Genomic DNA, 24,752 nt, shown 5'->3' on the forward strand with positions numbered 1-24,752 from the left:
CACACAAAGGGACGGCCCGTAAGAGCCGTCCCTTTTGCTTGAGCAATGTGGCGCGAGTGTTACTCGGCAGCTGAGGCGTTAGCCGAAGTGTGCACGTCAGCCGGGTTCACCTCTGCGGGTACTACCGATACGAACGAACGGTCTTTGCGGCCCTTGCGGAACTGCACCGTGCCGTCGATCATAGCGAACAGCGTGTGGTCCTTGCCGATACCCACGTTCTGGCCGGGGTGGTGCTTGGTGCCGCGCTGACGCACGATGATGTTACCGGAAATGATGGACTGACCACCGAAAATTTTAACGCCGAGGCGCTTGGATTCTGATTCGCGGCCGTTGTTGGAGCTACCGACGCCTTTCTTGTGTGCCATGGTATTGTTAAGTTGAGAGTTATCAGTTGCCGGTTACCAGTTAGTTGAAGCCGAATCCTACACAGACTGGCAACTGGCAACACAAAACAGGCAACTCAATTACCCGATGCTGTCAATCATTACTTTGGTGAACTGCTGACGGTGACCGTTCAGCTTCTTGTAGCCCTTGCGGCGCTTCTTCTTGAACACCAGCACCTTGTCGCCCTTTACGTGCGCCAGGATGGTGCCGCTCACGGCCACGTCCAGTAGCGGAGCGCCAATGGTGATGGTACCGTCGTTATCGGTCAGGAGGGCTTTGCCCAGTTCCACTTTGTCGCCGACGTTGCCAGCCAAGCGGTGAGCGTATACAAATTTATTGGCTTCGACTTTCGTCTGCTTCCCAGCTATGTTGACAATTGCGTACATCGGCGTCTTCGCGGTTTCTGAAAAATGGAAGGCAAAAGTAGAAGGATCCTTTCACATATCCAAGCCCTAACTCACTAAACATCATTGCGCATGCCTCTGCAGCCTCTATACCGGGTTACTGAGGAACGCGCCAGCGGGTACGCGAATAGCTTTTTTGTGGAAAACATTGATTGTCCACAGATAAAATGTGGATAACTTTCCCGAAATGAGCGTTTCCTTGCTCAATACTGGCCGGTTTTGAAAAAGCGGCTCCTTGTCCGGCCAGGCAGACATATAGAAAAATTAACAGAGAAAAAATGGGTTTGGCCCGCCGACCAACCCGCAGGAGGGGGTTATATTTGGTGCTCCGCCCTCCGGCGGTGCCTGCCCAGCGCCACGAACAATCTGGTCCGTGACAGAGTTGTCAGCCGCCGGATTCCTTCTGCTGAAGGACCAGCCCGGCCGCATTATTCACCCGCTATTTTCCTGCTTATGGAACCCCTGCTCACTGAGAATCCCAACCGCTTCGTTCTGTTTCCCATTCAGCACAACGACGTGTGGCAGATGTACAAGAAGGCCGAGGCCTCGTTCTGGACCGCCGAGGAAATCGACCTTTCGCAGGACCAGAAAGATTGGGAATCCCTCAACGACGGGGAGCGGCATTTCATCAGCCACGTGCTAGCCTTCTTTGCGGCTTCCGATGGTATTGTGAACGAAAACCTGGCCGTGAACTTCATGCAGGAAGTGCAGATGGCCGAGGCCCGCTGCTTCTACGGCTTCCAGGTGATGATGGAAAACATCCACTCCGAAACCTACTCCCTGCTGATTGACACCTACATCAAAGACCCCAAGCAGAAGGACTACCTGTTCAACGCGCTGGAAACAGTGCCGGCCGTGGCCAAAAAGGGCGAGTGGGCCATCAAGTGGATCAACTCCGAAAACTTCACGGAGCGCCTGATTGCCTTTGCCGCCGTGGAAGGCATCTTCTTCTCGGGCTCATTCTGCAGCATTTTCTGGCTCAAGAAGCGCGGCCTGATGCCCGGCCTGACCTTCAGCAACGAGCTGATTTCGCGCGACGAAGGCCTGCACTGCGACTTCGCCTGCCTGCTCTACAAAGACCACCTGCAGAACAAGCTGCCCGAAAGCCGCGTGCACGAAATCATCAAGGACGCGGTGCAGATTGAACAGGAGTTCGTGACCGATGCGCTGCCCGTGAACCTCATCGGCATGAATGCCAAAACCATGAGCCAGTACATTGAGTTTGTGGCCGACCGCCTGCTGGTGAGCCTGGGCTACAGCCCGATCTACAACGCCACCAACCCCTTCGACTTCATGGAGATGATTTCGCTGCAGGGCAAAACCAACTTCTTCGAGAAGCGCGTGGCCGAGTACCAGAAAGCCGGCGTGATGAGCGAGCGAACCGAAAACGCCTTCTCGCTGGACGAGGACTTTTAATAGCTGCGGGCGCTCAGCCGCTCTGCTACCTGCCGTGTCATCCTGAGCAAAGCGAAGGACCTTTTCACCTAAGAACGACGGACAAAGCACCGTCTTGTTCTGCCCTGAGAAAGTCCTTCGCTTTGCTCAGGATGACACGTTCTTTATTGTCCCTTCTCCTCGCAGCCGCCACTCCCAGACAATACCACTTCCCCGCCAATCCGCCAACCTAAAATTCCGGCTACTATCCGGGCTATATAGCGGCCTCCGAATCACGAAAAAGCGGCTGAACTGCACTGTTTTACGCTTATGTGGAAAACTTCTGAAAAGAAGGTTTGTCCTACAGCCCGGATAGAAATATCTTCCGCTATCAATGCATGCTGCCCGCCGCTGAACGGGCACTTCTGGCGCCTCTTCTGAACTATTGCCGGGCTCCTGGCGGAGCCGGCAGCAACATACCCCAACACTCCCCACATCAACTGCTACGCTTATGTTGGTACTCAAACGCGACGGCCGCCGCGAATCCGTGAAGTTCGATAAGGTTACGGCCCGCATCGAGAAGCTTTGCTACGGTCTCAACCAGAACTTCATTTCCCCGATTGAGGTAGCCAAGAAGGTTATCGACGGCATATACGACGGCGTGACCACCGTGGAGCTGGACAACCTGGCCGCCGAAACCGCCGCCTCGCTCACCACCAAGCACCCCGACTACGCCATCCTGGCCGCGCGCATTGCGGTGAGCAACCTGCACAAGGTCACCAGCAAGTCGTTCAGCAGCACCATGAAGCGGCTGCACACCTACGAGGACCCCAAAACCGGCGAAAACGCTTCCCTGATTGCCCAGGACGTGTGGGAAATCGTGCACGCCCAAGCTGCTACCCTCGACTCGGCCATCATTTACGACCGGGACTACAACTACGACTACTTCGGCTTCAAGACGCTGGAGCGCAGCTACCTGCTCCGCCTCGACGGCAAGGTGGTGGAGCGGCCCCAGCACATGATCATGCGCGTGGCCGTGGGCATCCACAAAGAGGACATTGCCGCCGCCATCGAGACGTACAACCTCATGAGCGAGCGGTGGTTCACGCACGCCACGCCTACGCTGTTCAACGCCGGCACGCCCAAGCCCCAGCTCAGCTCCTGCTTTCTGCTCACGATGAAGGACGACTCCATCGAGGGCATCTATGACACGCTGAAGAACTGCGCCCTGATTTCGCAGAGCGCCGGCGGCATTGGCCTGGCCGTGCACAACGTGCGCGCCACCGGCTCCTACATCAAAGGCACCAACGGCACCTCCAACGGCCTCACGCCCATGCTGAAGGTGTTCAACGACACGGCCCGCTATGTGGACCAGGGCGGCGGCAAGCGCAAGGGCGCTTTCGCCATTTACCTGGAGCCCTGGCACGCCGACATCATCGACTTCCTGGACCTGAAAAAGAACCACGGCAAGGAGGAAATGCGCGCCCGCGACCTGTTCTATGCCCTCTGGACGCCCGACCTGTTCATGAAGCGCGTGGAAGCCAACGGCGACTGGACGCTGATGTGCCCCCACGAGTGCCCCGGCCTGGATACCACCTACGGCGAGGAGTTCGAGAAACTCTACCAGAAGTACGAGCGCGAAGGCCGTGGCCGCAAAACCATCAAGGCCCAGGAGCTGTGGTTTGCCATTTTGGAAAGCCAGACCGAGACCGGCACGCCTTACATGCTGTTCAAGGACGCCGCCAACAGCAAGAGCAACCAGAAAAACCTCGGTACCATCAAGAGCTCCAACCTCTGCACCGAGATTATGGAGTACACCGACGAGAACGAAATTGCCGTGTGCAACCTCGCCTCGCTGGCCCTCCCCCGCTACGTGCGCCCCGACGAAGCCGGCAACCTCATCTTCGACCACCAGAAGCTCTACGAGGTTACCTACCACGCCACGCTGAACCTGAACAAGGTTATCGACATCAATTACTACCCTGTAATTGAGGCCGAGCGCAGCAACCGCCGCCACCGCCCCATCGGGCTGGGCGTGCAGGGCCTGGCCGATACGTTCATTGCCCTGCGCATGCCGTTCGAGAGCGACGAAGCCAGCGGCCTGAACAAGGACATCTTCGAGACCATCTACTTCGCGGCCATGACGGCCTCCAAGGACCTGGCCATCCGCGACGGCCACTACGAAACCTTCCCCGGCTCGCCGCTGAGCGAGGGCAAATTCCAGTTCGACCTCTGGAACGTACAGCCCGACTCTGGCCGCTGGGATTGGGACACGCTGCGCGCCCAGGTGATGGAGCACGGCGTGCGTAACTCGCTGCTGGTAGCGCCCATGCCTACCGCCTCCACGGCTCAGATTCTGGGTAACAACGAGTCGTTTGAGCCTTACACCTCCAACATTTATGTGCGCCGCGTGCTGAGCGGCGAGTTCATGGTGGTGAACAAGCACCTGCTGAAAGACCTGGTGAAGCTGGGCCTGTGGAACGAGCAGATGAAGAACGCCATCATTGCCGCCAACGGCTCGGTGCAGGACATCCCCACCATCCCGCAGAACATCAAGGACCTGTACAAAACGGTGTGGGAGATTTCGCAGCGCCGCATCATTGATATGTCGGCCGACCGGGGCGCGTACATCTGCCAGAGCCAGAGCCTGAACCTGCACGTGCTGAACGTGAACTTCGGCAAGCTCACCAGCATGCACTTCCACTCGTGGAAGAAGGGCCTGAAAACCGGCATGTACTACCTGCGCACCAAAGCCGCCGCCGACGCCATCAAGTTCACGGTGCAGAAGCAAGCCGCCGAGACCCTGGAGCCGCTGAACGTATCGGCCCAGAACGCCTCCGACATGGCCTGCTCCCTGGATAACCCGGACGCCTGCGAGGCCTGCGGTTCGTAAGAGGAGACAAAAAATACTTAACTAGGACAAGCCGCAGCACTAATTGCTGCGGCTTTCTTTTGCACTAGAAATGAATCCAGTACAAGTCTCCATACCAACTGAAAAGCTAGTTCTGATACAGCAGCTTTATAATATCATAGAATCACGCGTTACTGGTGGCGCTGAACACCCAGACCACTATCGGGAGCTACGCAAGGCAGCTATAAAAGACGCTGTCATCGAGCCTATGCTTCCGGAATTTGTTAAAAGTTGCTTTGAACTCGAACATATCTGGTAGTTTATTAAAGCTAATGTCACTGGATATGCTCCCTGTAGGGAATACTTAAGAGAGGCCTTTGCACCTATTATTTACCGGCTTGAACGAGTAAATGGTGCACCTTTGGATGGTCTGGTAACCGAAGAAATTGAGAATTTTAACGAGTCCTATGTTACAGAAGCTTGGAATAAAGCACTGGAGAGGAGAGATTCTGACCCCGAGGGTGCCATAACGATTGCCCGCACATTATTAGAGGTGGTCTTCAAGCATATTTTGGGTAAACTTCAAATAGAATTCGATGACAGTGAAGACTTACCCAAGTTGTACAAGCAGGTAGCGACAGGTCTCAATCTATCACCAGACCAGCATACTGAGCAAATTTTCAAGCAGATTCTCACCGGTGCCAGAAGTACAATAGAAGGTATTGGAGCGCTGCGCAATAAGCATGGTGATGCTCATGGAAAGGCTATGGGCAAGTTTAAACCTGCTGCAAGACACGCAGAACTTGCAGTAAATATGTCTGGTGCTGTTGCTTTGTTCCTACTGAAAACTTACACCGAAAACTATCAGCAAGGGTGAGCAAATCTAATGCTTACCTGAGTGCTGCCCCCGGCAGCGGCTGGGTTGTTTTTAGAGTGTTTTTTCACTTTCTAAAATCTGCTTCTCGTGAAATACCTGATACTCGGCATTTGCTTCATTTCTATACTTGCAAGCAACGATAGTTTAGCTCTCATGCGCCCCCCCAAGGTTGTTCGAGTAAGCTTCCAGTATTTGGAAGCTTGTGAAGCAGGGCCGGAATGCAAACCGATTAGCATAAGCCGAAAAGTTGGTGAAAAAGTAGAATTAGCGTTACCCAACTTATCCCGGACATCCGTCAGCATATGGGACGAAGAGAACTACAAGAAGCTGATGAAACGTACTGGCACTTATAAGTCTATATACAGAACCGGAAGCAGCGAGGCAGGCAAAAGGCGCGAAATCGTTTTACCCCTGAGCAAATTGAAAGACGGTAATTATCGTGTTTGGATAGTAGGTGATTCGGTGGGAGGCATGCTTGAACTCCACTTAAAAAAGGAGTAGCTTCTTTAATTTCCCTCGCACTCGCTCAGCTGTGCCAAGTGAGCCCTACGCCTGAGGGGCTGTGCCCTGAATCCGGCCGCGCCACTAGCCCAGTTACAGCGGACGCACGCAGCATAGCTGCTGGAGCGTAGTGGGTCACTCGCATAGCCGAGCAACTGCAAGGATAGCCCCAGAAGCCCTCGGAGCACCGAAACAAATGTTTCCATCCTCTGAGGCCGCCTCATTGCCCGAAACCGAATGGTTTGGGTGGGTGAGGCGGCCTCAGGGCTTCCAACCGATTGGTTTTGGGCCGTGAGGCCGCCTCAGGGCTTCGAACAAAATGGTTTCAGGCAGTGAGGCGGCCTCACGACTCCGAAACCAGTGGATTTGCGGAGTGAGGCGACCTTCCGGCCTGAAAACACCTGATTTTGCGCGGGCAGGTATAGTGCAGCTTGTGCGGAATCAATACCTTATGGCCAGTATTCATTAACCCCCATTCTCTATGCTTACCCCCACTACCGAGGGCCCGAACGCGGCTCCCCAAACCCCCACCATCCAGCGCACCAGTCAGCTGCCGTCCTCCGATGTAGCGCTGTCGGCTCTGGCCACCACAGCAGCCGACGCCTAGACTACCTCGGCGCTGCCGCCGCTGCTGTGGCTCTCCAAAGCCGAGTTCACGGCCCTAGCCGCCGCCTACGCCCAGGGCCGCGACGCCGCCGATGCCGCCGGCGACCAGCGCACCCCGCAAAGCCAGCGTCTCCAGCAGCTGGATAAGCTGCTGGACAAACACCTCCGGTACGTGAAAGGCTACCTCGCCGAAGCCCACGACGAAGACGAGGGCCGCAGCTACTACCCCGAGTTCGGAATTACGCGCGAAAACAAAGTATACAGCCTGCCCAGAGCCCGCACCGAGCGGGTGAAGGCCCTGAATAAGCTGCTGCTGGCCCTCCCGGCCCACGACCTGGACAAGAAGAAGTACGGCACCGCCTTCTGGCAGCCGCTGGCCCAGGAGTACGCCCAGCTGGTGCAGGCCAGCACCGAGTCGGCCGGGCAGCGCAGCGCGAAAGTGAGCGGCAAAGACCAACACGAAGCCCAGGTCCGCAAAGCCCTGCGCGCCCTCATCCACCACCTCAAAGCCAACTACCCCGATACGTTCGAGGCCCAGCTCCGCGCCTTTGGCTTCCAGAAGGAAAGCTACTAGGGTATGCGGGCAACATAAGAACGTCATGCTGAGCCTGCCGAAGCATCTCGCGTGCTGACGTTACTTCACTAGCCCAGGGTTTAAACCCTGGGCTACGGAGCGGTTGCCGTTTGACGATTTATCAACGTCAGCCTGACGTTCTACCTTTCTCTGGCTTCCCTGGCGCGGGTTTAAGCAAAGCCGTAACCTCCACCCTGTCTAAAAGCAGAGGTTGTACCTCCACTGCCGCGCCAGCGGCAAACCGATACCGCGCCGCCTGGAGAAATCCGGGCGGCGTTGTCGTGTTGGCTTAGACAGGCTGTTTTCTTCGGGAAGCTCACAGTATCGAATACTATATTTTCTTAATATTAAAGCCGTATACACTCGCCCTTATACCTGGAAGAAATAGTGAAATGGATTCGTCGGTTGCTGCTGGTTGTTCTTGTGCTGGTCGTTGGGTTCGGGGCAGTCATGGTCCGGTCTGCCCTGCGCACAGAGCGGCCGGTAGGGTTCCAGCTGGCGCGGACCACTGACCCGGACGGCAAACCCTTGGCCGTGGGCATCTGGTATCCCACCCAGGCCCGCACCTGGCCGACGACGTGGCTGGGCCTGGGCCTGATGGAGGTAGCCGCCGATGCGCCCGTGGCGGGCCGCAGCCTGCCGCTCGTGGTGATTTCGCACGGCAACTCCGGCGGCCCCGGCAGCCACGCCGACTTGGCCCTGGCCCTGGCCAACGCGGGCTACATCGTGGCGGCCCCCATGCACAGCGGCGACAACTACGCCGACCAAAGCGCGGCCGGCACCGTGGGCTGGCTGGGCGGGCGCACCCGGCAGCTGCACGCCACCCTGGACTACCTGCTCACGAGCTGGCCGGGACACGCATACATCAACCCCGAGCGTATCGGGGCGTTCGGATTCTCTGCCGGCGGCCTGACCGTCCTGACCGCCGTGGGGGCCCAACCCGACCTCCGCCTGATTGCCAAACAGTGCACCGACTCGTCACCGGAGGCTATCTGTAAGCTGCTCCGCGCCGGCAACTCCCCCTTGCTGAACCCCGATGAAGCGGCGAAGGGCAACCGCTACCAACCCGACGCACGAATCAAGGCCGCTGTGGTGGCCGCCCCCGGCCTGGGCTTCACGATGGGCCCCGGCGCCCTCACGGCCGTGCGGGTGCCGGTGCAGCTGTGGAGCGGCGACCAGGACACCGTGGTATCCTATGCCACCAACATCAAACAGGTGCGGGATGCCCTCGGGGCCGGGGCTGAGTTCCATTCGGTGCCGGGGGCCGGGCATTTCTCGTTTCTCGCTCCCTGTGGTCCGCTGGCCCCGCCGCTGCTCTGCACCGACCAGGGGCAGTTTGATAGAGAAGCTTTCCACCGAAGTATGAATGCCAGCGTGATTGCCTTTTTCGAAAAAGCTATCCGCTAAGCATTGGCCGAAGGCCATACTCCCTAAGTATCTCCGACTCCTGACTGTTGCCCACCCTACACTGACGCGAGTGTAGCGCCGTGTAGTCCGCGCCTACTCATAACACGGAGGCCGTGCTTGTGCTGCCGCGCCAGCATCAGCCTGCAACCAACGCCGCCAGGAGGAATCCGGGCGGCGTCTTTCGTTTGGGCAGGGAAGGCACCGCCTCCCGGCGGAAAGCAGCCCGAAGTAGGCTCTGCTATATTCCGGGCACGGGCACAACGGATTACTGCGCGCCGGCCAGCAGCTGCTGGGGCTCCCGCACTTTCAGCTGGCGCACCGCTACGGTCTGGCCGGTGGGGCCGGGCTGCACCTGCAGCGTGTAGCGGTAGTGGGTGCTGGCCGCGTGCAGCAGCAGGGCATAGCGGCCGGCAGGCAGCGTCCGGAAGTTGAAGCGGTGACCGTAGGCGGGCGCGTCGTAGGCTTCATCGAACAGAACCTGCCCGCTGCCCAGGCTCACGACCTGCACCCGGCCGGGCTGCCGGGCCGCCTGATTGATGCGCACCCGGATGCTTTCGGCATCGGGGCTGGTAACGGACACCGGGGAGGCGTGCTGGGCCTGGGCCGGCGAGGCAGTGGCGGCCAGGGCCAGTAGCAGGCCGGCCAAAGCAACGGAACGGGTCAGCGGCCGGGGGGCAGCCGCGGAAACAGCGAGAGAGAAGCGGCGCATAGCAGGAAGAAATAAAGGGTGAGACCAGAAGTGGCCGGGGCAGGCACCTGTGCGCTATCGGACAGCGCCGCCCCGGTTCCGGGGTAGAAGAGCCAAGGGCCGTGCCATTTCTTCAAGCCGCTTTTCGTCAGGCAGTTACCATTGCCTCGACTGGTTTGCGCTGGCAAAAAAGTGTCCGGCGGCGGGCATGGGCGTCCGGTTTCGGGGGTGTGAGGGCCGGCCGGTGGGCAGCCTTGCAAAAAAGTGGACCGGTACCTCTAAAAAACCGGTGTTCCGGTGCAACAACGCCGTTTTTGCCCGCGTATCAGGGGCGCTTGTGTTCGTTTGTTTCACTTCAACCTTTCACAGCCATGGCTATTCAAAAGTATCAGGACTCCTTTTCTGATCTGCCGGCCTCGAGCTTCAGTTCCATGCTCGACCGGTTTTTCAGCGACTCGCTGGCTTCGCGGGGCCGCGTCAGCAGCTTTTCGCCGCACATCGACGCCTACGAAACCGACAAGAGCTATGAAGTAGAGGCCGCCCTGCCCGGCCTGAAGCGCGAAGACATCAAGGTGGATTTCCACCAGGGCCGCCTCACCATTTCCGGGGAGCGGACCTTCCGCAACGAGCAGAGCCAGCGCCGCTACCACGTGGTGGAAAGCTCCTACGGCTCGTTCAACCGTTCCCTGCAGCTCCCCGACACGGTGGATGCCAGCCGGATTGAGGCCAGCTTCGAGGACGGCGTGCTGCGCGTGAGCGTGCCCAAAGACGAGCAGAAAACCCGGCGCCACCAAATAGAGGTGCGCGGCGGCCAAAGCAGCTCCGGCCAGCCGCAGGGTCAGATGTCGGAGCGCCTCGGCGAGCAGGCCACCGATGTGAGCGTGCAGTCGGGCCAGAGTGGCGGCAGCGCCGCCCGAAGCAAAGGCACCACTGCCGCATCCGAAATGCAGAAGCGGCCAAAAAGCTCCGGGGTAGGAGCCTAACGGGCCTCACAGCCAAACAAAACGCCTTCCCGCCGAACAGGAAGGCGTTTTTCTTTTGGCTGTGAGGTGTGCTGTAGAGACAGTACTGCTTAAAGAGCTGCCGACCGGGGGTGCTGCAACAGCCACTCCACGGCCTCGGCATCCGTTTCAAAAGACCGGTACACCAAGGCCGACGCCGGCGCCTGCGTAGTGATGTAGGCCGTGGCCAGGCGCACCATCACATCGGCCGAAACCACCACGGCACCGTGGCGGTAGCCGGCCTCCACCGCGCGGGGCAGCCATTCCCGGGCTACCCACTCCTGCTCGTCCGGCGCAAACGGCACCATACGGCCTTGGTCGATGAGGATGCGGCTCCAGTTGTTGCGGCTGATTGCCTGCATCATGTGCATAAAAACGGCCCGCGTATCCTGGGGCTGGCGGGCGGCAGGCTTCCAGGTGACTCTCAGGAAACCGGCCGGGTCTTCCTGCAGCAGCGCGGCAGCATTTTCAAAATAGACGCGTAATGGCAGACCTGGCTTCATAGCTACAAAGCTAACATGCGTAGGTACATGATTTGTTCTACAGAACCTTCCCCCTCTGCTTTTGCCACCACAGAACCGCCGTGTGTGACAATTGAGGTGGCTTTTCTTATCCCTGTAAGGCGAGTTGCGTATGCTGCGGAACAGATACCCCTCTCTTCCTTTCACCTAGCTTTTCGTCCTATGTCTCGCTTTGCATTTTCGCTGCTCTTGCTGCTGATACTGGGCGGCAGCTGGCTTTCGCCGGCCGGTGCCCAGTCGGCCGATGGCCTGCCGGCCCGGCCCACTCCGTTTCGGTTTGTGAATGACGGCGGACAACTGCTGAGTGCGGCCGACGCCCAGAAGCTGGAAAACGGCCTGCGCCGCTACGCCGACAATACCGGCACCCAGCTGGTAGTCGTCACGGTGCCCACCCTGGGCGGCCGCGACATAGCCGATTATGGCCGGGCACTGGGCACGGCCTGGGGGGTGGGCCAGCGCGACCGGAACAACGGCATTGTGCTCCTGCTGGCCGCTCAGGAGCATCAGGTCACGATTCAGGCCGGTTCGGGCTTGCGCAGTCAGATCACGCCGGCCCTGACGGCCCGCGTGATTACGGAGCAGATGACGCCCAGCTTCAGGCAGGGCCGCTACTTTGCGGGCCTGCGCAACGGCCTGAACACGCTGATGCAAGCCGCCAACCCCGATTCGGCCCCGGTGCAACCCCAGGCAGACGCTGCAGTTGATGCAGCCGCAGCCGGCGCACTCCCCAGCTCCGAACCGACCATAGCCGACCAGCGCAGCGCTAGTGACGAGCCCGCCAGTGAGCCGTTCAACCCCAATTCTTCCTCTTCCGGGCTTGGCGATATGGCCCCTTCAACTGTGTTGGGCCTGGGCGGGGGTGCGCTGCTGATAGGAGCAGTAGTAGTCATTGGGGGGATATGGCTGCTGGTGCGCCTGTTTCGGCGGCGCTCCGCAGCAGCTGCCAGCCCACAGGCAGGGTCGGCTCCTACTTTCTACCCGCCTCAGAGTAACCAGCCTCCGGTTCAGCCCAATGGTCCGGCGGGCAACTACGGCCCAGGCTACAGTAACCGCCCGAGCCCCGACTTTCTGCCGAACCGCACCGGGGGTGGCAGTGGTATGGGAGGCGTGCTGCTGACGGGCGCGGCAGCGGCGGCCGGTGCCTACCTCGGCAACCGCATGGCGAATGGCCAGAACCAGCCAGACAGCACCCCATTGCATCCTGATACGCCTTCCCCCAACCTCGACTCTGGTGCCGCCGCCGGTGGAGCCGCCGGTGCGGGTGGCTTTCCGTTTCTCAACGATTCGGGCGCCGCACCCGAGCCCGCCCCAGACTACTTCTCTGATGCCCCCGACGCTTCGCCGGATTATTTCTCTTCCGACAACGATGGGTCCTCATCCTACGACGATACCTCTTCCGGCGACACTGGCGGTGGCGGGTTCGATGATGACAACAGTAACAGCGGCTCCTGGTAAGCTACCGGCTTCCTCATACCAAAGCGCCCCGGCCATAGATATGACCGGGGCGCTTTTGCGTGGGGCAGGAACGGTGCTACTGTGTTTTTTTGGGTGCTGCGGCCGGAGCAGCAGCCGGGGTAGCCAGCGGCGGGGCGGGCACCGGCTGACGTAACAGTCGGTCGTTGTCGGCCGTTGCCTGGCGGGCGGGCTCGCCTGTGAGGCCCGGCGCAATGTACTTACCCCCCTGCCCTGCCGATGTGCTGGTAGTGCCGGAGGCAGTGGACGGAGCCGGCATCGGGGTGTTGGGGGGCGGAACCTTCACGGCACCCAGCTTGCGCTGCGTGGGCGTTGAGGGGGCCCGGTTCTGGGCGGTAGCGGCGCTGCCAGCCAGCAGAGCGAATAGCAACGTGATTGTAAGGAGACGAAAGTTCATAGAAGTGAAGGCCAGGATACAGTGGATATACGGAGCACTCGTGGTTTGTGGCCAACTAGTGGCGTAGCCGCCCTCATCCTGGCACCTGTAGCGGGTGATGCGCGGCTACAGTCCTCAACGCAAACCGCCGCACTTTCCCGGCTGGGTAAGTGCGGCGGCTACTGGCATGGGCAAGTATGTTCGGGAGTTAGTTAGCCGATTTTGGCATGGTGCCGGTGGGCTTATCCACCCTGATTACCCCTTTGGGCTCCGTAACCTTCTGCCGGCGCTTGCGCATGGCCTTGCGCCGAGCTGCCCGCTTACGGAAGAAACCCAGCTTGCGCTTTTTGGTGCGGCTGTTGCCTTTGTAGCGCTTGTAGTTGGGCCGGGGAATAGCCTCGCTTTCCGTAGCACCTGCCAAAGCGGTGGTTTCTGTATTGGGAGTAGCAAGTGCTGTCTCCGGCTCCAGCAATGCCAGCAGCACGCACATGAGCAATAGTATTATTCTGGTCATAAGAAGGAGGGAAAAGGAGATAATGAAGGCACAAAGCGCCAGTCCATCTGCGCAAGTTACCTACGTTACACGTACTAAATACGCATAATATTATCCATTACCAGGCCAAAATTCCTATTTATATATAATATCCAATCCTTTTGAGGATTAGTGTATTTTTTAAATAATTCTAATAAAACTCACCTCTGCAAAAGCAGCTTGTTTGCCTATGCACTCACGGTGCTATGCCTGCCTCGACACCAGCCAGCGGACTGCTTCGCCTTCGTCTACAAACTGGTTGAGCGAACAATAGTCGCCGTGTGTGTAGGGCAGAGCCGGCAGGGAGTCGTCGTGCACATGCTCGGCCTGGTAAGGAGCAATCAGGAATGCCACGTACACGTGCGCGTTCAGATGGTGGCGCAACGTCGGGTAAAACTCTTCCGTCAGCCAATGCACATCCCGCAAATCCACCTGCACCCGGCGGCGCGCGTCAATCAGCCAGCGCGTACAGCTGGCGCAGGAAGCGGCGTACCGAAGCATCTCGTGGTAGCCGGCGCGTAGCTCGTGCGAAACGGTAGGGCGGGTCCAGCGGGCGGCTACAATCCCAAGATCCGGACGGTGGCTCAGGTCCAGAAAGTCAAGCTGAGTGGATGGCGTCATGCGCAAAACGACCAAATCGGTCAGGGTACGAATGCGCAAAGGTACGCGGGCCAGCAGACTTGTGTTCGACTACTCCTCCGGAGCTGAACAGTTGTTAGGACTTTGCCGGACCTGTTTTAGCCGGAAAATAACAGCCTCATGTAACCGCTTACACAAGCTAACAGGGCCAATCGAAACACGTTCGGCTGGCCCTGTTAGCTTGTGTACATAACAATGAGAATGGTTTACCGGGTTGTGACCACCACTACGCCGGTGCGGCCTTTTGCCCCATACTGCTTCTCGGCTTCAGCCCCTTTGTAAACGCGCATATCCTTGATGCGCGCCGGCGGAATTTTCTTGAGCTCCGCCTCTGTGGTTTCTTTCCCATCTACCAGGATGTAGGCGGTGGCCAGATCCATTTTCTGGGTGGGCGTCACTTCTTCCACCCGCTTGTTGAAGGCCTGGACGGCAGCCGCGTCTTGGTTTTTCCTGGAAGTAATGATAATGGCACTGGTGGGCGCTCCATCTCCTAGCAATTTTCGCACTGCCTCGCCCTTCAACACATGCATGTTGACAATGGCGCCCTTCTCGCTCTCCAGCTTTTTCGCGTCAGCAGCCGTAGCAGGCAGTCCATCAATATAGTAGGCCGCCTCCGGCAGTTCCATCTGGCTTGGTGCCGGAGCAGCAGTCTGAGCGGTGGCAGTACCAGCAGCGCCTAAGGCCAGCCCTAGCGCAAGCGGAGCCAGGAGCAAGCGGCGGCGCAGCGCGTAGGCCGCAGGAAGGAAGTTAGTTGTCATAACGGTCTTATATTAAAAGTGAGAAAACAGAAAGTGGGATATAGCGCGGCTCCGGCCGTAGGCTACTGAGTAAGTGCGTGGCCCTGCTCATCGAACAGCATGGACAGTGGCCGGCGGCCTTTGGCTATTTCGGCGCGGTAGCGCACCGGCTGGCCCTGGGTAGTTACTTTCCACACGCCGGTAAGCCGGTGGCCCGGATAGGTTTTCACGATGTACGCCAGCGCCTCTGCCGACAGGTAGCTCATGTCCACCGGTTGCTCATGAGGCAGGCGGGCGGCCAATGCCTCCGCTTCCGGCGAAGAGGCTCCTGCCAGCGTGGTAACCACTACAACGGGTTGGGTAGTACCGGCAAAAGCGCGCGCCGCGTCGGCTCCTTTCAGCACGGCTACGCCGGCTATGGTTTTGGTGTCCAGCCGCTGTATGTCGGCCAAAGGCACCTGTTTTCCGTCCAGATAGAACACAGCATTGGTGGGCAACCCTAGCGGGGCCGCCGGAGCGACTTTAGCCGCCGAAGTACTGACCGGCACAGCAGACGGCAGGGCCAGGAGTAGCGCAAACGCTACCGGCAGGGCCAGAAAATACCGCAGGGCTTGAAGGCGCTTAGACTTCGGCTGGTTCATCATAGCAATGCGGTGTTTAAGGGGCAGAAAGGAGAAGGAAGAGGCAAGCGGCGGCCCCGGCAACAAACTACTCACACGCAACAGGCTGTACTGGTAAGCTTTGCGAGGCAGCTGGTCCGATTCCAGCACCACGGCATCCGTCAGAAACTCGAGGTTGCGCTGCACCAGTTCCGGCAGCCGCAATGCCGCCGGATTAAACCAGCACAGGACTCTGAGAAGATGCGCCAGCAGTACGTCCAGGGTGTGGACCTGCCGGGCATGCACCTGCTCGTGCAACAGCACAGCGTGTAGGTCAGCGGCGGTGTGGGCCCCTGCTCCGATATAGATGTCGGGGCCAAAAGTGAAGGGACTGGCCACAACGGCCAGCTGCCGATACGCAATGCCGTGGGCGCTACCGGGAATGGAAGTGTTGCGCAGCCGCAACAGAGCCGCCAGCCGCAGCAACAGCTGCCCGGCCAGCACCGCTACTCCTAGGCTATAGAGCACTGGCACAGCCTGTAACAACCACTCCGGCGACGCTGCGGCCACCGTGGCTACCGGTGTAGCGGCCCCTTCGTACACCACCACGGCCCAAGGCTGAGCCAGAGCCGTAGCGTTCCAATAGCTCAGTTTCAGAAGCGGACACATAGCCGCGAAAATCATTGCACACAGTAGATACAACCTGTTCAGGAAATGAAAGGTGAGGCTACGCAACAGGCCGTAGTAAAGTCCCAATAGCACCAGCAGTGCTAGGTTGGCTTTCAGCATATACAGCAGCAGTGGAGTCATGGCCGGGACTTACGGTTTTCAATCATGTCGATGATGTCTTGCAGTTCCTCGGGGCTGATTTTCTGCTCCTGCGCAAAGAACGAAACCAGCTCTTTGTAGGAATTGCGGAAATAGTCGCCGACGAAATTGCCCAGGAACCGCCGCCGGTATTCCTCTGCCGTCACTACCGGAACAAAACGGTAGGTGTTGCCGAGCTTGCGGCTGCTTACATAGCCTTTGCGTTCCAGATTGCGGACAGTGGAGGCCAGCGTCGTGTAGGGAGGCCGGGGTTCAGGCAGCCGTTCCAGCACGTCTTTGATGAAGCCGCCGCCCAACTCCCAAAAGCCACGCATGGCTTCCTCCTCAGATTGCGTTAATCGTTCCATAATTCCTTTACGATTATTTCGTAATTCTACGAATGTTTCGTAATGACTGATATGCAATTCATTAGAATAATTTTCAGGTAAAATCAAAAAAGGCTCTGGCGTGACGCCAGAGCCTTTTTGGTACCCGACAATTTTTACTGGAATCTGTGCACAGGCAACGCAAAGGACGGCCTCTGCGAAGCATTCCCCCACACGTTGCTCTTTTCTTAGAACGAATCCTCAGTAAGTCTAGCCCAACGTTGCTAGCGGGGGCGGGCCCGCAGATACTGGTCGGGCCAGGTGATGGAAGCTCCCAGCTCGTGGGCCGCATGGAGCGGAAAGTACGGGTCGCGCAGCGCTTCACGCGCCAGTAATACCAGGTCGGCCTGGCCGGAGGAAATGATGGCCTCCGCCTGCTGCGCACTGGTGATAAGGCCCACGGCGCCGGTGGGCAGCCCGGTTTCGCGCCGCACCTGCTCGGCAAACTGCACCTGGTAGCCCGGCCCAACGGGAATGGGCGCTACGGCCACGTTGCCACCTGTAGAGCAGTCCAACAGATCCACGCCTTTGCCTTTCAGAATAGCCGCCAGCGCTACCGTATCCGCAGCGGTCCAGCCACCATCTACCCAGTCGGTGGCCGACACGCGCACCAGCAGCGGCAACTGCGCCGGCAGCACGGCGCGGGTGGCTTCTACTACTTCCAGCAGCAGCCGGATCCGGTTTTCGAAAGAGCCGCCGTACGCGTCGGTGCGGTGGTTGCTCAGCGGCGAAAAGAACTCGTGGAGCAGGTAGCCGTGGGCCGCGTGCAGTTCTATTACTTCGTAGCCGGCTTCCAGCGCCCGCAGCGTAGCCGCCCTAAAATCGGCCACTACCTGCCGGATTTCGTCCAGGCTCAACGCATGCGGCACAGGTTCCTCAGGAGTGAAGGGCGTGGCGCTGGGCGCTACGGTCGTCCAGCCGCCGGCTTCGGCGGGCACCACCTGGTTGCCCTTCCAGGGGCTGGAATGGCTGGCTTTGCGGCCGGCGTGAGCCAGCTGAATGCCGGCTACGGCACCCTGCGCCTTGATAAAATCGGTAATACGACGCAGGAATGGCACGTGTTCCGGCTTCCAGATACCCAGGTCGTCGGGGGTGATGCGGCCTTCCGGGGCTACAGCCGTAGCTTCCTGAAGGATGAGGCCGGCGCCCCCTACCGCCCGGCTACCCAGATGCACCAGATGCCAGTCGTTGGCGAAGCCATCCTGGGCACTGTACATGCACATCGGCGAAATGGCAATCCGGTTGCGAAGGGTAATGCCGCGCAGCGTAAGCGGCGAAAATAGCTGTGACATACAAAGAAGTTGTTCGATACAGAAGCGAATAACTCCTGTAGCGGGCCGGGGGTTTTCGGGGTGCCATTCTGGCCGGGTAGCAGGGCACCGGAATTGGCCGGCCTTGAAACCGCATTAGCAGCAGCGGAATAGTGGGCTTTATAAAACCGGCCCACAGACCAAACATGTAGCCGCGTTTTGGGTACTTGTCTGCAGGATATTTCCTCTTTCCTCAAGTTCCGCATTATGCGCACCATCAAGCAACAGCACCGCGCCATCAGCGCCCCCATCGACGACCTGGTAACCTACCGCGCCCTGCCTACCCGGGCAGTTGAGCACCTCGACCCGTTTCTGTTTCTGAACCACCATGGCCCGCAGGTATATCCGGCCCCCAACCGTGGCCTGCCTTTCGGCCCGCATCCGCACCGCGGCTTCGAAACCGTGACCTTTATTCTGGACGGCGACATTATGCACCAGGATTCAGGCGGGCACCAGAGCGTTATCGGGCCGGGTGGCATTCAATGGATGACTGCCGGCAGTGGCCTAATTCACTCTGAAATATCCTCCGACGAGTTCAAGCGCACGGGTGGGCCGCTGGAGATTTTGCAGCTCTGGGTGAACCTGCCAGCCAAAGACAAGATGACAGCGCCGCGCTATGTGGGCCTGCAGGAGTCCGAAATTCCAGCCATTTCGCTCGATGAGGGCCGCGTGACAGTGCATGCCGTATCGGGCGAATGGGCCGGCACGGCTGGGGCGGTGCAGCCCCTGGCCGATGTGCAACTGGCTACCATCAATTTTGAGGCGGGTGGCAAGCTGCAACTTCGTATTCCGGCCGAGCGGACGGTTTTCTTTTACACCATTCGGGGGAAGCTGCGCGTGAATGGGCAGGAAACTGAGGCGCGCCAGCTGCTAGAGTTCAACTATGATGGTGAGGAGCTGCAGGTAGAAGCCCTCACGGATGCCGTGCTGCTGCTGGGCCACGCCGCGCCGTTTCAGGAGCCTATTGTCGCCTACGGGCCGTTTGTGATGAACACGGAGGCAGAAATCCGGCAGGCGTATCAGGACTACCAGGCAGGAAAGTTTGGGGTCTGGAAGGACTAGTCCGACATCCGGGAATCGACCTGTCTGGTAGCTGCCGAAAAGTAGGCGAGCTACTATAAAGTAATTCGGACAGGTAGCCGTCTGCCCGGCTACGCTGCGGCCCGGCTACCACTGCGTACCCGTTCCCAAAAATTGTCCGCCCTCTTTTAAATGCGTACATTTGCAACCAAATCAGTTACACTTATTGCATGAACACCCGTTTCGCGGTTGCCACCCACATTCTCGCCTATCTGGCTCACGCTGAGGGTCAGCCGGTATCATCGGAGGTACTGGCCAGCAGTGCGGGCACGCATCCGGTGGTGGTGCGCCGCCTGATGGGTACGCTCCGCAGCGCCGGCCTTGTGCGCACCCAGCTGGGGGCCGGCGGCGGCGCCCTGCTGGCCCGGCCCGCCGCCGGCATTTCGCTGCTGGATGTGTTCAGGGCAATGCGGGAGCAGAAGCCCGACCTGTTTGCGGTGGGCAGCACCAACCCCAACTCGCACTGCGACCTAGGCCGTGTGATGCAGCATACCCTCGAAGACCTGCTGGGCAGCGCCGAAAAGGCCATGCACCAGGCGCTGGCGGCCGTGTCGCTGGAGCAGGTGATGCAGGATCTAGCCGCCCGCCTGCCCACCGACTGTGGCTGCTCCGGCACGGCGGCAGCATAAGCTTTTATTTGTTGCTAAATGTAACCAAGTCAGTTACCTACTCTTTCTCAGGCACTACCCTCGTGCACACCCAAACACTTGTCGCGCATCTGCTCAGGGTCCGGCTGCGCTGACTACCTCCTTGTATGAAAAAGCTCATTAGGACGACACTTGTCGTTCTGCTGGGAGCCACCGGAAGCATTGCCTTGTTGCGCAGTGCCCTGCCCGAGGCCACCCAGGATACTCTTCCCGCTACTATCACCGCTTACCTCGCGCCGCCTACTGAAGCCCCTCTACCTTCTGCCGTTTCCGGCACGGCCGTATCCGCCAACGTAGCGGGCCGGGTCTGGGAAGTGTACTTTTCAGCGGGCCAGCGCGTGCGCAAAGGCCAGGTGCTGGTGAAAGTGACAGAAAAGCTCCGCACCACCGAACAGCACCGGCTTCAGCTATTGCTGGCGCAGCAGCAGCAGGCCTATAACGCCCTGGCCGCTCAGCGTCCGGCGGCTTTAGCCAACACCCTGGCCACCGCGCAAGACCTGGTGTCCGAAACGCAGAAGAAGCTGGCAGAAACCCCGGCCCAGCTAAGCTTTCTGTTCGTGACGGCTCCTCAGGATGGCATTGTGGCAACCCGCACAGTTGCTCCCGGCGACTATCTGGCCCCCACAACTATTGTAGCCACACTGGCCGCCCCGCCGGCCGACGATACCACCCTGCTGCTTTCCAGTATCGACTAGGCTACTATTCACACCCGTTTTTCCCCTGACTCTATGGAACATCTGATTAAGTATCAGGTGGAACGGATGCTCCGCCGCAAACGCCGCAACTCCGACCTCCTCCTTCAACCCACCACCCGCCTTATACACGACATCGGGCTTGACTCCATCGACCTGATAGAGTTGACGATGAACCTGGAGTACCGGTTCCATATTGTGATTCCCGATGCCGAGCTGGAGCAACTGCGTACTGTGCAGGACGTGCTGGACTGCGTTGACACACACCTTGCTGCCAACCACACCTGATAATCGGCTGATACCAGGCCCTACTACCCGCTCCGTAGCAGGGCCTGTTGCTGTATCACCCGCCTAGATTATGGGTGGCTGCGGGGCTCGATTGCACTGCGCGCAGAAGCCGTATTTAAGTAGCATTTTTCTCGCTTACAGGCAGTTGCCTTTATTCCCTGTTCTGTTCTGCGAACCTGGGCCACAGGTTGCGGAGTAGTAATGCGGCTCAACCTTCCGTATCTTGCGCCTTCCATTGCCTGCCCTGCTTCCATGGTTGTTTTTTCAGGAGAAGTACACCACATACTGACGGAAGCCGGCTGGCACCCCGGCCGGGCCGTAGCCACGCAGGCCTACCAGCAGGCGGCCCACGCCGTGCAAATGCCCTGGCTGCCGACGGCAGCCGCTTTTCTCGGCGAGTTTGGAGGCCTGCACTGCTACTTTGCCCGGCAAGACCACAGCATTGCCTCAGTGCAGTTTGAGGTGCAGCAGGCGGCCACCGTACTTGATCTGCAGCGCCTGCGCAGCGACTATGTCCCGCGCGTGCCTGGGGGCGAACTCAGCATCATCGGCCAAGCCTATACCGATCCGCTTTGTTTGCTGGTGGCTTCTAATGGGGCTTTTTACGGTGCCTGCGAAGAAGGCCTGTACTACATTGGCGCTACGGTAGCCGAAGCACTGGAGGCCATTGTGATGGACCTACCGTTTCAGGAAGTCTGAGTAGTTCTTCTCAGCTGGCAGGAGCCAGGCTCTGTTGCAACTGCAGCCATTCTATGGCCAAGCGCTCATCAATGAACCGGTCTGAGATAAAGGGTTTATCCTTGAAGTAGCTCGCCGGCGGAAAGGCCGCATCGGCGGCGGCGTTGCGCAGGTGCACGGGCGGCAGCAGATAGGCCAGCGCCGTGGTGCCGCCCAACAGCCCCTGCAGGCGCGGCAGAAACTCCTGGGTCATCCACTGGGCTCCTTCCTCGTCGGTGTTGTTGCGGCGGCGGGTATCCAGCAGCCACTGGCGGCACCTGTGCTCCACCGCTGCCTGCAGCAGCAGCTCGTAGCCCTGCTGCATTTCAGCCAGTGTCACTACGCGCATCCACCGGCCCACCAGCACGTGTAAGTCAGCTCGATAAGACAGCAATAGAAATTCGGCGGCAGGTGCAGGCATGGAATAAGCAGAACGGGAAGTGCAAAGCTACGGGCCCGGCCTGCCATCTGCTACACGGCAGCCAGGTATTTCCGCCGCTCCCATAGCCAGCGAACCGTATATTTCGCCCATGATTCCGCTTATTACCCGTACGCCCCGTCTCACGCTGCTGGCTGCCAGCCGTGCGCTGCTCACTGCCGAGCTTCACAAGCCCCACTACTTTCCGGTACTGCTTGGAGCGGCCATGCCCGCCGACTGGCCCCCCGGCGAGTACGACGAAGAAGCCAGCCGCTATTTTCTGGCCCAGCTCACGGCCGGAGGGCGCACGGCGGCCGGCTGGTACGGCTGGTATGCTATTCTGCGCGCAACCGATGAGCAGCCAGCCACGCTGATTGGGGCCGGCGGCTTCTGGGGCCCGCCGGACGCGGCCGGCACCGCCGAAATCGGCTATTCTATTTCGGCTGACTGGCGCGGCAAAGGCTTGGCAACGGAGCTGGTAGCCGGCCTGATTCAGCAGGCTGACAGCACGGGCATGGTGCGCCGCCTGATAGCCCACATCCGCCCCGATAATGCCGCCTCACAGCAGGTACTGCTTCGCAACGGCTTCCAACTCACTGACCCCAATACGGAAGGCCGCATGCGGTTTGAGCGGGAAGTGACACCCGCAACCGAAACCCTCTAAAACGCTGCTACGGCCAGCCGCGGGGCCTTTTTGTCCGGCTTCTTTCCCTCACCATCTTATCCGTTCTGCCATGCTGCAAGGTCTGCGCACCGTTGTCTACCCCGTCGGAAATATTACCAAGGCCAAGTTGTGGTATAGCGAGGCGCTGCACCAGGAGCCCTATTTCGATGAGCCGTTTTATGTGGGCTTTAATGTAGGGGGCTATGAGCTGGGCCTAGTGCCGGACGCGCCGGTGGCCGGGCAGTGCGGCCCTATTACCTACTGGGGCGTGCCGGATGCGCATGCGGCCTACACCCACTTGTTGGCGCTGGGCGCGGCAGCCCACGAGGCCATCTACGACGTAGGGGGCGGTGTTCTGCTGGGCTCCGTGCAGGACCCGTTCGGCAACCTGCTGGGTGTCATTGAGAACCCGCATTTCCGTCTTCCGGCTGAATAATCTACCCTCATTGTCAGCAGCATACCTTTTGTCTATATATTACGGTATCGTTTCACTTTATCCCTTGCGTATGCAACACTTCTCCTCCCTGTTTTCTTTGCGCTACCTCGGGCTGGCAGCCATAACGGCTGTTACCTGCCTCTCCGCTTCGGTGGCGCAGGCGCAGAGCCCGGCCATTATCACGACCGGCACGGTGGCCACTCCGTCCTATCACCCAGGGCCCATCTACCGCTCATCGGCCTCCAGCGGCTACTACTACAGCCAGTATGCCTACCTCTTTGATGCGGCGGAGCTGACGGCAGCCGGTATTACCCCCGGTTCGGCCATCACGCAGGTAGAATGGGAAAAGACGAATGCCGCGGCCACTGTTCGCACGGGCGTGTTCCGCATTCTGATGAAGAACTCGACTCAGGCCACCTATACTACGGCTACTCCCTGGGCGACTCTGACCACCGGTGCCACGCAGGTGTACAACAATGCTACCCAAGCCCTGCCTGCTACTATAGGGTTCGTGGCATTCCCACTCACGGCACCCTTTGCTTATAACGGGCAGGCGCTGGAAATATTTACCGACTGGGACAACAGCGTAGGTACCGGCAATGCGGCCACTGATGCTTTCAACTGGGCGCAGTACACCGTCGTCGACCATATCCTGGGCTACTCCAACTTCGCGGCTATTACGGCACCGCTCTCTCCTACCTCAAACAGCATTGGTACGCTGGACAACCTGCGGCCCAAAATCCGCATTACGTACACCCGTACCAATGGTACCCGCGGGCAGCTTCTACTTTCGGGTGAGGCGTACCCTAACCCAACGGCCGGGCCAATCAAGCTGAAGCTCAACCCATCATTTGCCGGCAAAAAAGTAGAATTGACGGTGCTCGATGCGACCGGGCGTACGTTGCGCACGTTGCCCCTGCCCGCCAGCGGCTTGCTGGACCTGAGTGACCTGGCTGCCGGCACGTACATGGTGCGCGCATCGCACAATGAGCTAACCGAAGTTCATCGGGTACAGGTGGCACACTAGCCGCTATTGCCTCTCTTGTCAGGAAGCCCTGCTAGTTGTACTGGCAGGGCTTTTTTGGTCTGTCCAGGTTTCAAAGAGGCTGAGTGCTCTGAGGTAATACCTAAAGCAAGTACGCCTCTTTCGTCTCCCAAGAAGGTTTCTGCTGGCACGTAGTATACCTTCATCATACTACTACACCTGACATAGTGGCCGCACAGGAACCTGCAAAACCACTTAAATCAGCCATACTGGCAACAAACAGATATCTAAGACAGCTGTTCTAGGTTGGTACATGCTTTGCAATAGAGCTCATACCACTAAGAGAGGAACACACGCTATGAACCTGATAAGCCGAGAATTCATCCGTAACCTGGCCCCGCAGCTGGATCTGCTCAACACGCTGGGTGGGGGCATCGCGCAAGCCCAGCTGCGCGTGGACAAGCAGGAGCAGGGCGTAGTTATTCGAGTGGCTGCCCCGTCGGTCAGCCCGGAAAATATCCACGTGGTGCTCAAAAACAGCCGTCTGTCGGTGTTTGGCGAATTCCGTCATCAGCCCGAAGACCAGCTGGCTGCTCCCCTGTTCACCCGCGTCCTCGATTTGCCCGCCGACTTGGACCTGACGCGCATTGATGCGGTACACGAGCAGGGCGAGTTACGCGTACGCATTCCGTACGCCGACCCGACCAGCCAGCAGCGCGAAATCAAAATCAAGCAGCGCTAGTTTCAGCGCTTGCCTATAACGCCGGGGCCGACCGGC

30 protein-coding genes are annotated in these 24,752 nt (G+C 59.2%); 18 read left to right on the forward strand and 12 right to left on the reverse strand.

What is annotated here, in order from left to right:
- Window positions 1-59: 59 nt before the first annotated feature.
- Window positions 60-365 carry a 50S ribosomal protein L27 gene (gene rpmA / locus IC231_RS18870; RefSeq protein WP_190786043.1) on the reverse strand — a complete coding sequence of 102 codons (306 nt, stop codon included), beginning with the start codon at window positions 363-365 and terminating at the stop codon, window positions 60-62.
- Between the two features lie 99 nt (window positions 366-464).
- A complete protein-coding gene (rplU, locus tag IC231_RS18875; RefSeq protein WP_190786044.1) occupies window positions 465-770 on the reverse strand; it encodes a 50S ribosomal protein L21 in 306 nt (101 codons plus the stop codon).
- A gap of 471 nt (window positions 771-1,241) precedes the next feature.
- Between rplU and IC231_RS18880 the strand changes: the two genes are divergently transcribed.
- From IC231_RS18880 to IC231_RS18905, 7 genes are all read left to right on the forward strand, one after another.
- Window positions 1,242-2,204: a ribonucleoside-diphosphate reductase small subunit gene (locus IC231_RS18880; RefSeq protein WP_190786045.1), complete on the forward strand. Its 963-nt coding sequence runs from the start codon at window positions 1,242-1,244 to the stop codon at window positions 2,202-2,204.
- 469 nt (window positions 2,205-2,673) lie between these two features.
- Complete coding sequence (locus IC231_RS18885; RefSeq protein WP_190786046.1) at window positions 2,674-5,055, forward strand: ribonucleoside-diphosphate reductase subunit alpha; 2,382 nt, start codon at window positions 2,674-2,676, stop codon at window positions 5,053-5,055.
- 379 nt (window positions 5,056-5,434) lie between these two features.
- Window positions 5,435-5,890 carry an abortive infection family protein gene (locus IC231_RS18890; RefSeq protein WP_190786047.1) on the forward strand — a complete coding sequence of 152 codons (456 nt, stop codon included), beginning with the start codon at window positions 5,435-5,437 and terminating at the stop codon, window positions 5,888-5,890.
- Window positions 5,891-5,977: 87 nt separating this feature from the next.
- Window positions 5,978-6,391: a hypothetical protein gene (locus IC231_RS18895; protein WP_190786048.1), complete on the forward strand. Its 414-nt coding sequence runs from the start codon at window positions 5,978-5,980 to the stop codon at window positions 6,389-6,391.
- Between the two features lie 481 nt (window positions 6,392-6,872).
- Window positions 6,873-6,998: a hypothetical protein gene (locus tag IC231_RS20265; RefSeq protein ID WP_262892780.1), complete on the forward strand. Its 126-nt coding sequence runs from the start codon at window positions 6,873-6,875 to the stop codon at window positions 6,996-6,998.
- A 171-nt stretch (window positions 6,999-7,169) separates the two neighbouring features.
- Window positions 7,170-7,571 carry a hypothetical protein gene (locus IC231_RS18900; protein WP_190786049.1) on the forward strand — a complete coding sequence of 134 codons (402 nt, stop codon included), beginning with the start codon at window positions 7,170-7,172 and terminating at the stop codon, window positions 7,569-7,571.
- A 387-nt stretch (window positions 7,572-7,958) separates the two neighbouring features.
- The gene (locus IC231_RS18905; protein ID WP_190786050.1) at window positions 7,959-8,978 is read left to right on the forward strand and encodes an alpha/beta hydrolase family protein; all 1,020 of its coding nucleotides are present in this window, start codon (window positions 7,959-7,961) and stop codon (window positions 8,976-8,978) included.
- 265 nt (window positions 8,979-9,243) lie between these two features.
- Here the strand turns inward: IC231_RS18905 and IC231_RS18910 are convergent, their stop codons facing one another.
- Window positions 9,244-9,687 carry a hypothetical protein gene (locus IC231_RS18910; RefSeq protein WP_190786051.1) on the reverse strand — a complete coding sequence of 148 codons (444 nt, stop codon included), beginning with the start codon at window positions 9,685-9,687 and terminating at the stop codon, window positions 9,244-9,246.
- 350 nt (window positions 9,688-10,037) lie between these two features.
- Here IC231_RS18910 and IC231_RS18915 point away from each other — a divergent pair, with 350 nt between their 5' ends.
- Complete coding sequence (locus IC231_RS18915; RefSeq protein ID WP_190786052.1) at window positions 10,038-10,649, forward strand: Hsp20/alpha crystallin family protein; 612 nt, start codon at window positions 10,038-10,040, stop codon at window positions 10,647-10,649.
- Window positions 10,650-10,738: 89 nt separating this feature from the next.
- On the opposite strand, the gene IC231_RS18920 is transcribed toward IC231_RS18915, so the two are convergent.
- Entirely contained in the window at window positions 10,739-11,170 is a 432-nt protein-coding gene (locus IC231_RS18920) for a hypothetical protein (RefSeq protein ID WP_190786053.1), read from the reverse strand.
- A gap of 180 nt (window positions 11,171-11,350) precedes the next feature.
- On the opposite strand from IC231_RS18920, the gene IC231_RS18925 reads away from it, so the two are divergent.
- Window positions 11,351-12,643, forward strand: a complete 1,293-nt coding sequence (locus IC231_RS18925; RefSeq protein WP_190786054.1) for a TPM domain-containing protein — start codon at window positions 11,351-11,353, stop codon at window positions 12,641-12,643.
- Window positions 12,644-12,719: 76 nt separating this feature from the next.
- Here IC231_RS18925 and IC231_RS18930 read toward each other — a convergent pair whose 3' ends face one another.
- From IC231_RS18930 to IC231_RS18960, 7 genes are all read right to left on the reverse strand, one after another.
- Window positions 12,720-13,058 carry a hypothetical protein gene (locus IC231_RS18930; RefSeq protein WP_190786055.1) on the reverse strand — a complete coding sequence of 113 codons (339 nt, stop codon included), beginning with the start codon at window positions 13,056-13,058 and terminating at the stop codon, window positions 12,720-12,722.
- A gap of 187 nt (window positions 13,059-13,245) precedes the next feature.
- Window positions 13,246-13,551 carry a hypothetical protein gene (locus IC231_RS18935; protein ID WP_190786056.1) on the reverse strand — a complete coding sequence of 102 codons (306 nt, stop codon included), beginning with the start codon at window positions 13,549-13,551 and terminating at the stop codon, window positions 13,246-13,248.
- Between the two features lie 222 nt (window positions 13,552-13,773).
- Window positions 13,774-14,229, reverse strand: a complete 456-nt coding sequence (locus tag IC231_RS18940; protein ID WP_190786057.1) for a hypothetical protein — start codon at window positions 14,227-14,229, stop codon at window positions 13,774-13,776.
- A 185-nt stretch (window positions 14,230-14,414) separates the two neighbouring features.
- Entirely contained in the window at window positions 14,415-14,966 is a 552-nt protein-coding gene (locus IC231_RS18945; RefSeq protein WP_190786058.1) for a hypothetical protein, read from the reverse strand.
- Window positions 14,967-15,028: 62 nt separating this feature from the next.
- Window positions 15,029-16,354 carry a M56 family metallopeptidase gene (locus tag IC231_RS18950; protein WP_190786059.1) on the reverse strand — a complete coding sequence of 442 codons (1,326 nt, stop codon included), beginning with the start codon at window positions 16,352-16,354 and terminating at the stop codon, window positions 15,029-15,031.
- A complete protein-coding gene (locus IC231_RS18955; RefSeq protein WP_190786060.1) occupies window positions 16,351-16,719 on the reverse strand; it encodes a BlaI/MecI/CopY family transcriptional regulator in 369 nt (122 codons plus the stop codon). Before IC231_RS18955 ends, IC231_RS18950 begins: the two co-directional genes overlap by 4 nt.
- Window positions 16,720-16,961: 242 nt before the next feature.
- A complete protein-coding gene (locus tag IC231_RS18960; RefSeq protein WP_190786061.1) occupies window positions 16,962-18,029 on the reverse strand; it encodes an NADH:flavin oxidoreductase/NADH oxidase in 1,068 nt (355 codons plus the stop codon).
- 225 nt (window positions 18,030-18,254) lie between these two features.
- Here IC231_RS18960 and IC231_RS18965 point away from each other — a divergent pair, with 225 nt between their 5' ends.
- The 5 genes from IC231_RS18965 to IC231_RS18985 all read left to right on the forward strand — a co-directional run bounded on the left by IC231_RS18965 (window position 18,255) and on the right by IC231_RS18985 (window position 21,453).
- Window positions 18,255-19,109, forward strand: a complete 855-nt coding sequence (locus IC231_RS18965) for a pirin family protein (RefSeq protein ID WP_190786062.1) — start codon at window positions 18,255-18,257, stop codon at window positions 19,107-19,109.
- 188 nt (window positions 19,110-19,297) lie between these two features.
- Window positions 19,298-19,756 carry an Rrf2 family transcriptional regulator gene (locus tag IC231_RS18970; RefSeq protein WP_190786063.1) on the forward strand — a complete coding sequence of 153 codons (459 nt, stop codon included), beginning with the start codon at window positions 19,298-19,300 and terminating at the stop codon, window positions 19,754-19,756.
- 125 nt (window positions 19,757-19,881) lie between these two features.
- Window positions 19,882-20,469 carry an efflux RND transporter periplasmic adaptor subunit gene (locus IC231_RS18975; RefSeq protein ID WP_190786064.1) on the forward strand — a complete coding sequence of 196 codons (588 nt, stop codon included), beginning with the start codon at window positions 19,882-19,884 and terminating at the stop codon, window positions 20,467-20,469.
- Between the two features lie 33 nt (window positions 20,470-20,502).
- Window positions 20,503-20,754: an acyl carrier protein gene (locus tag IC231_RS18980; RefSeq protein WP_190786065.1), complete on the forward strand. Its 252-nt coding sequence runs from the start codon at window positions 20,503-20,505 to the stop codon at window positions 20,752-20,754.
- Between the two features lie 252 nt (window positions 20,755-21,006).
- On the forward strand, window positions 21,007-21,453 hold the full coding sequence (locus IC231_RS18985; protein ID WP_190786066.1) for an SUKH-3 domain-containing protein: 447 nt from the start codon (window positions 21,007-21,009) through the stop codon (window positions 21,451-21,453).
- Window positions 21,454-21,463: 10 nt separating this feature from the next.
- On the opposite strand, the gene IC231_RS18990 is transcribed toward IC231_RS18985, so the two are convergent.
- Window positions 21,464-21,892: a hypothetical protein gene (locus tag IC231_RS18990; protein WP_190786067.1), complete on the reverse strand. Its 429-nt coding sequence runs from the start codon at window positions 21,890-21,892 to the stop codon at window positions 21,464-21,466.
- A gap of 109 nt (window positions 21,893-22,001) precedes the next feature.
- Here IC231_RS18990 and IC231_RS18995 point away from each other — a divergent pair, with 109 nt between their 5' ends.
- The 4 genes from IC231_RS18995 (at window position 22,002) to IC231_RS19010 (ending at window position 24,716) form a co-directional block, all read left to right on the forward strand.
- Window positions 22,002-22,553: a GNAT family N-acetyltransferase gene (locus IC231_RS18995; RefSeq protein ID WP_190786068.1), complete on the forward strand. Its 552-nt coding sequence runs from the start codon at window positions 22,002-22,004 to the stop codon at window positions 22,551-22,553.
- 70 nt (window positions 22,554-22,623) lie between these two features.
- Window positions 22,624-22,989 carry a VOC family protein gene (locus tag IC231_RS19000; RefSeq protein ID WP_190786069.1) on the forward strand — a complete coding sequence of 122 codons (366 nt, stop codon included), beginning with the start codon at window positions 22,624-22,626 and terminating at the stop codon, window positions 22,987-22,989.
- Between the two features lie 70 nt (window positions 22,990-23,059).
- Window positions 23,060-24,016 carry a T9SS type A sorting domain-containing protein gene (locus tag IC231_RS19005; RefSeq protein WP_190786070.1) on the forward strand — a complete coding sequence of 319 codons (957 nt, stop codon included), beginning with the start codon at window positions 23,060-23,062 and terminating at the stop codon, window positions 24,014-24,016.
- A 316-nt stretch (window positions 24,017-24,332) separates the two neighbouring features.
- A complete protein-coding gene (locus IC231_RS19010; RefSeq protein ID WP_185888316.1) occupies window positions 24,333-24,716 on the forward strand; it encodes an Hsp20/alpha crystallin family protein in 384 nt (127 codons plus the stop codon).
- Window positions 24,717-24,752 lie beyond the last annotated feature (36 nt).

Source organism: Hymenobacter duratus, from assembly GCF_014698995.1.
GTDB lineage: Bacteria > Bacteroidota > Bacteroidia > Cytophagales > Hymenobacteraceae > Hymenobacter > Hymenobacter duratus.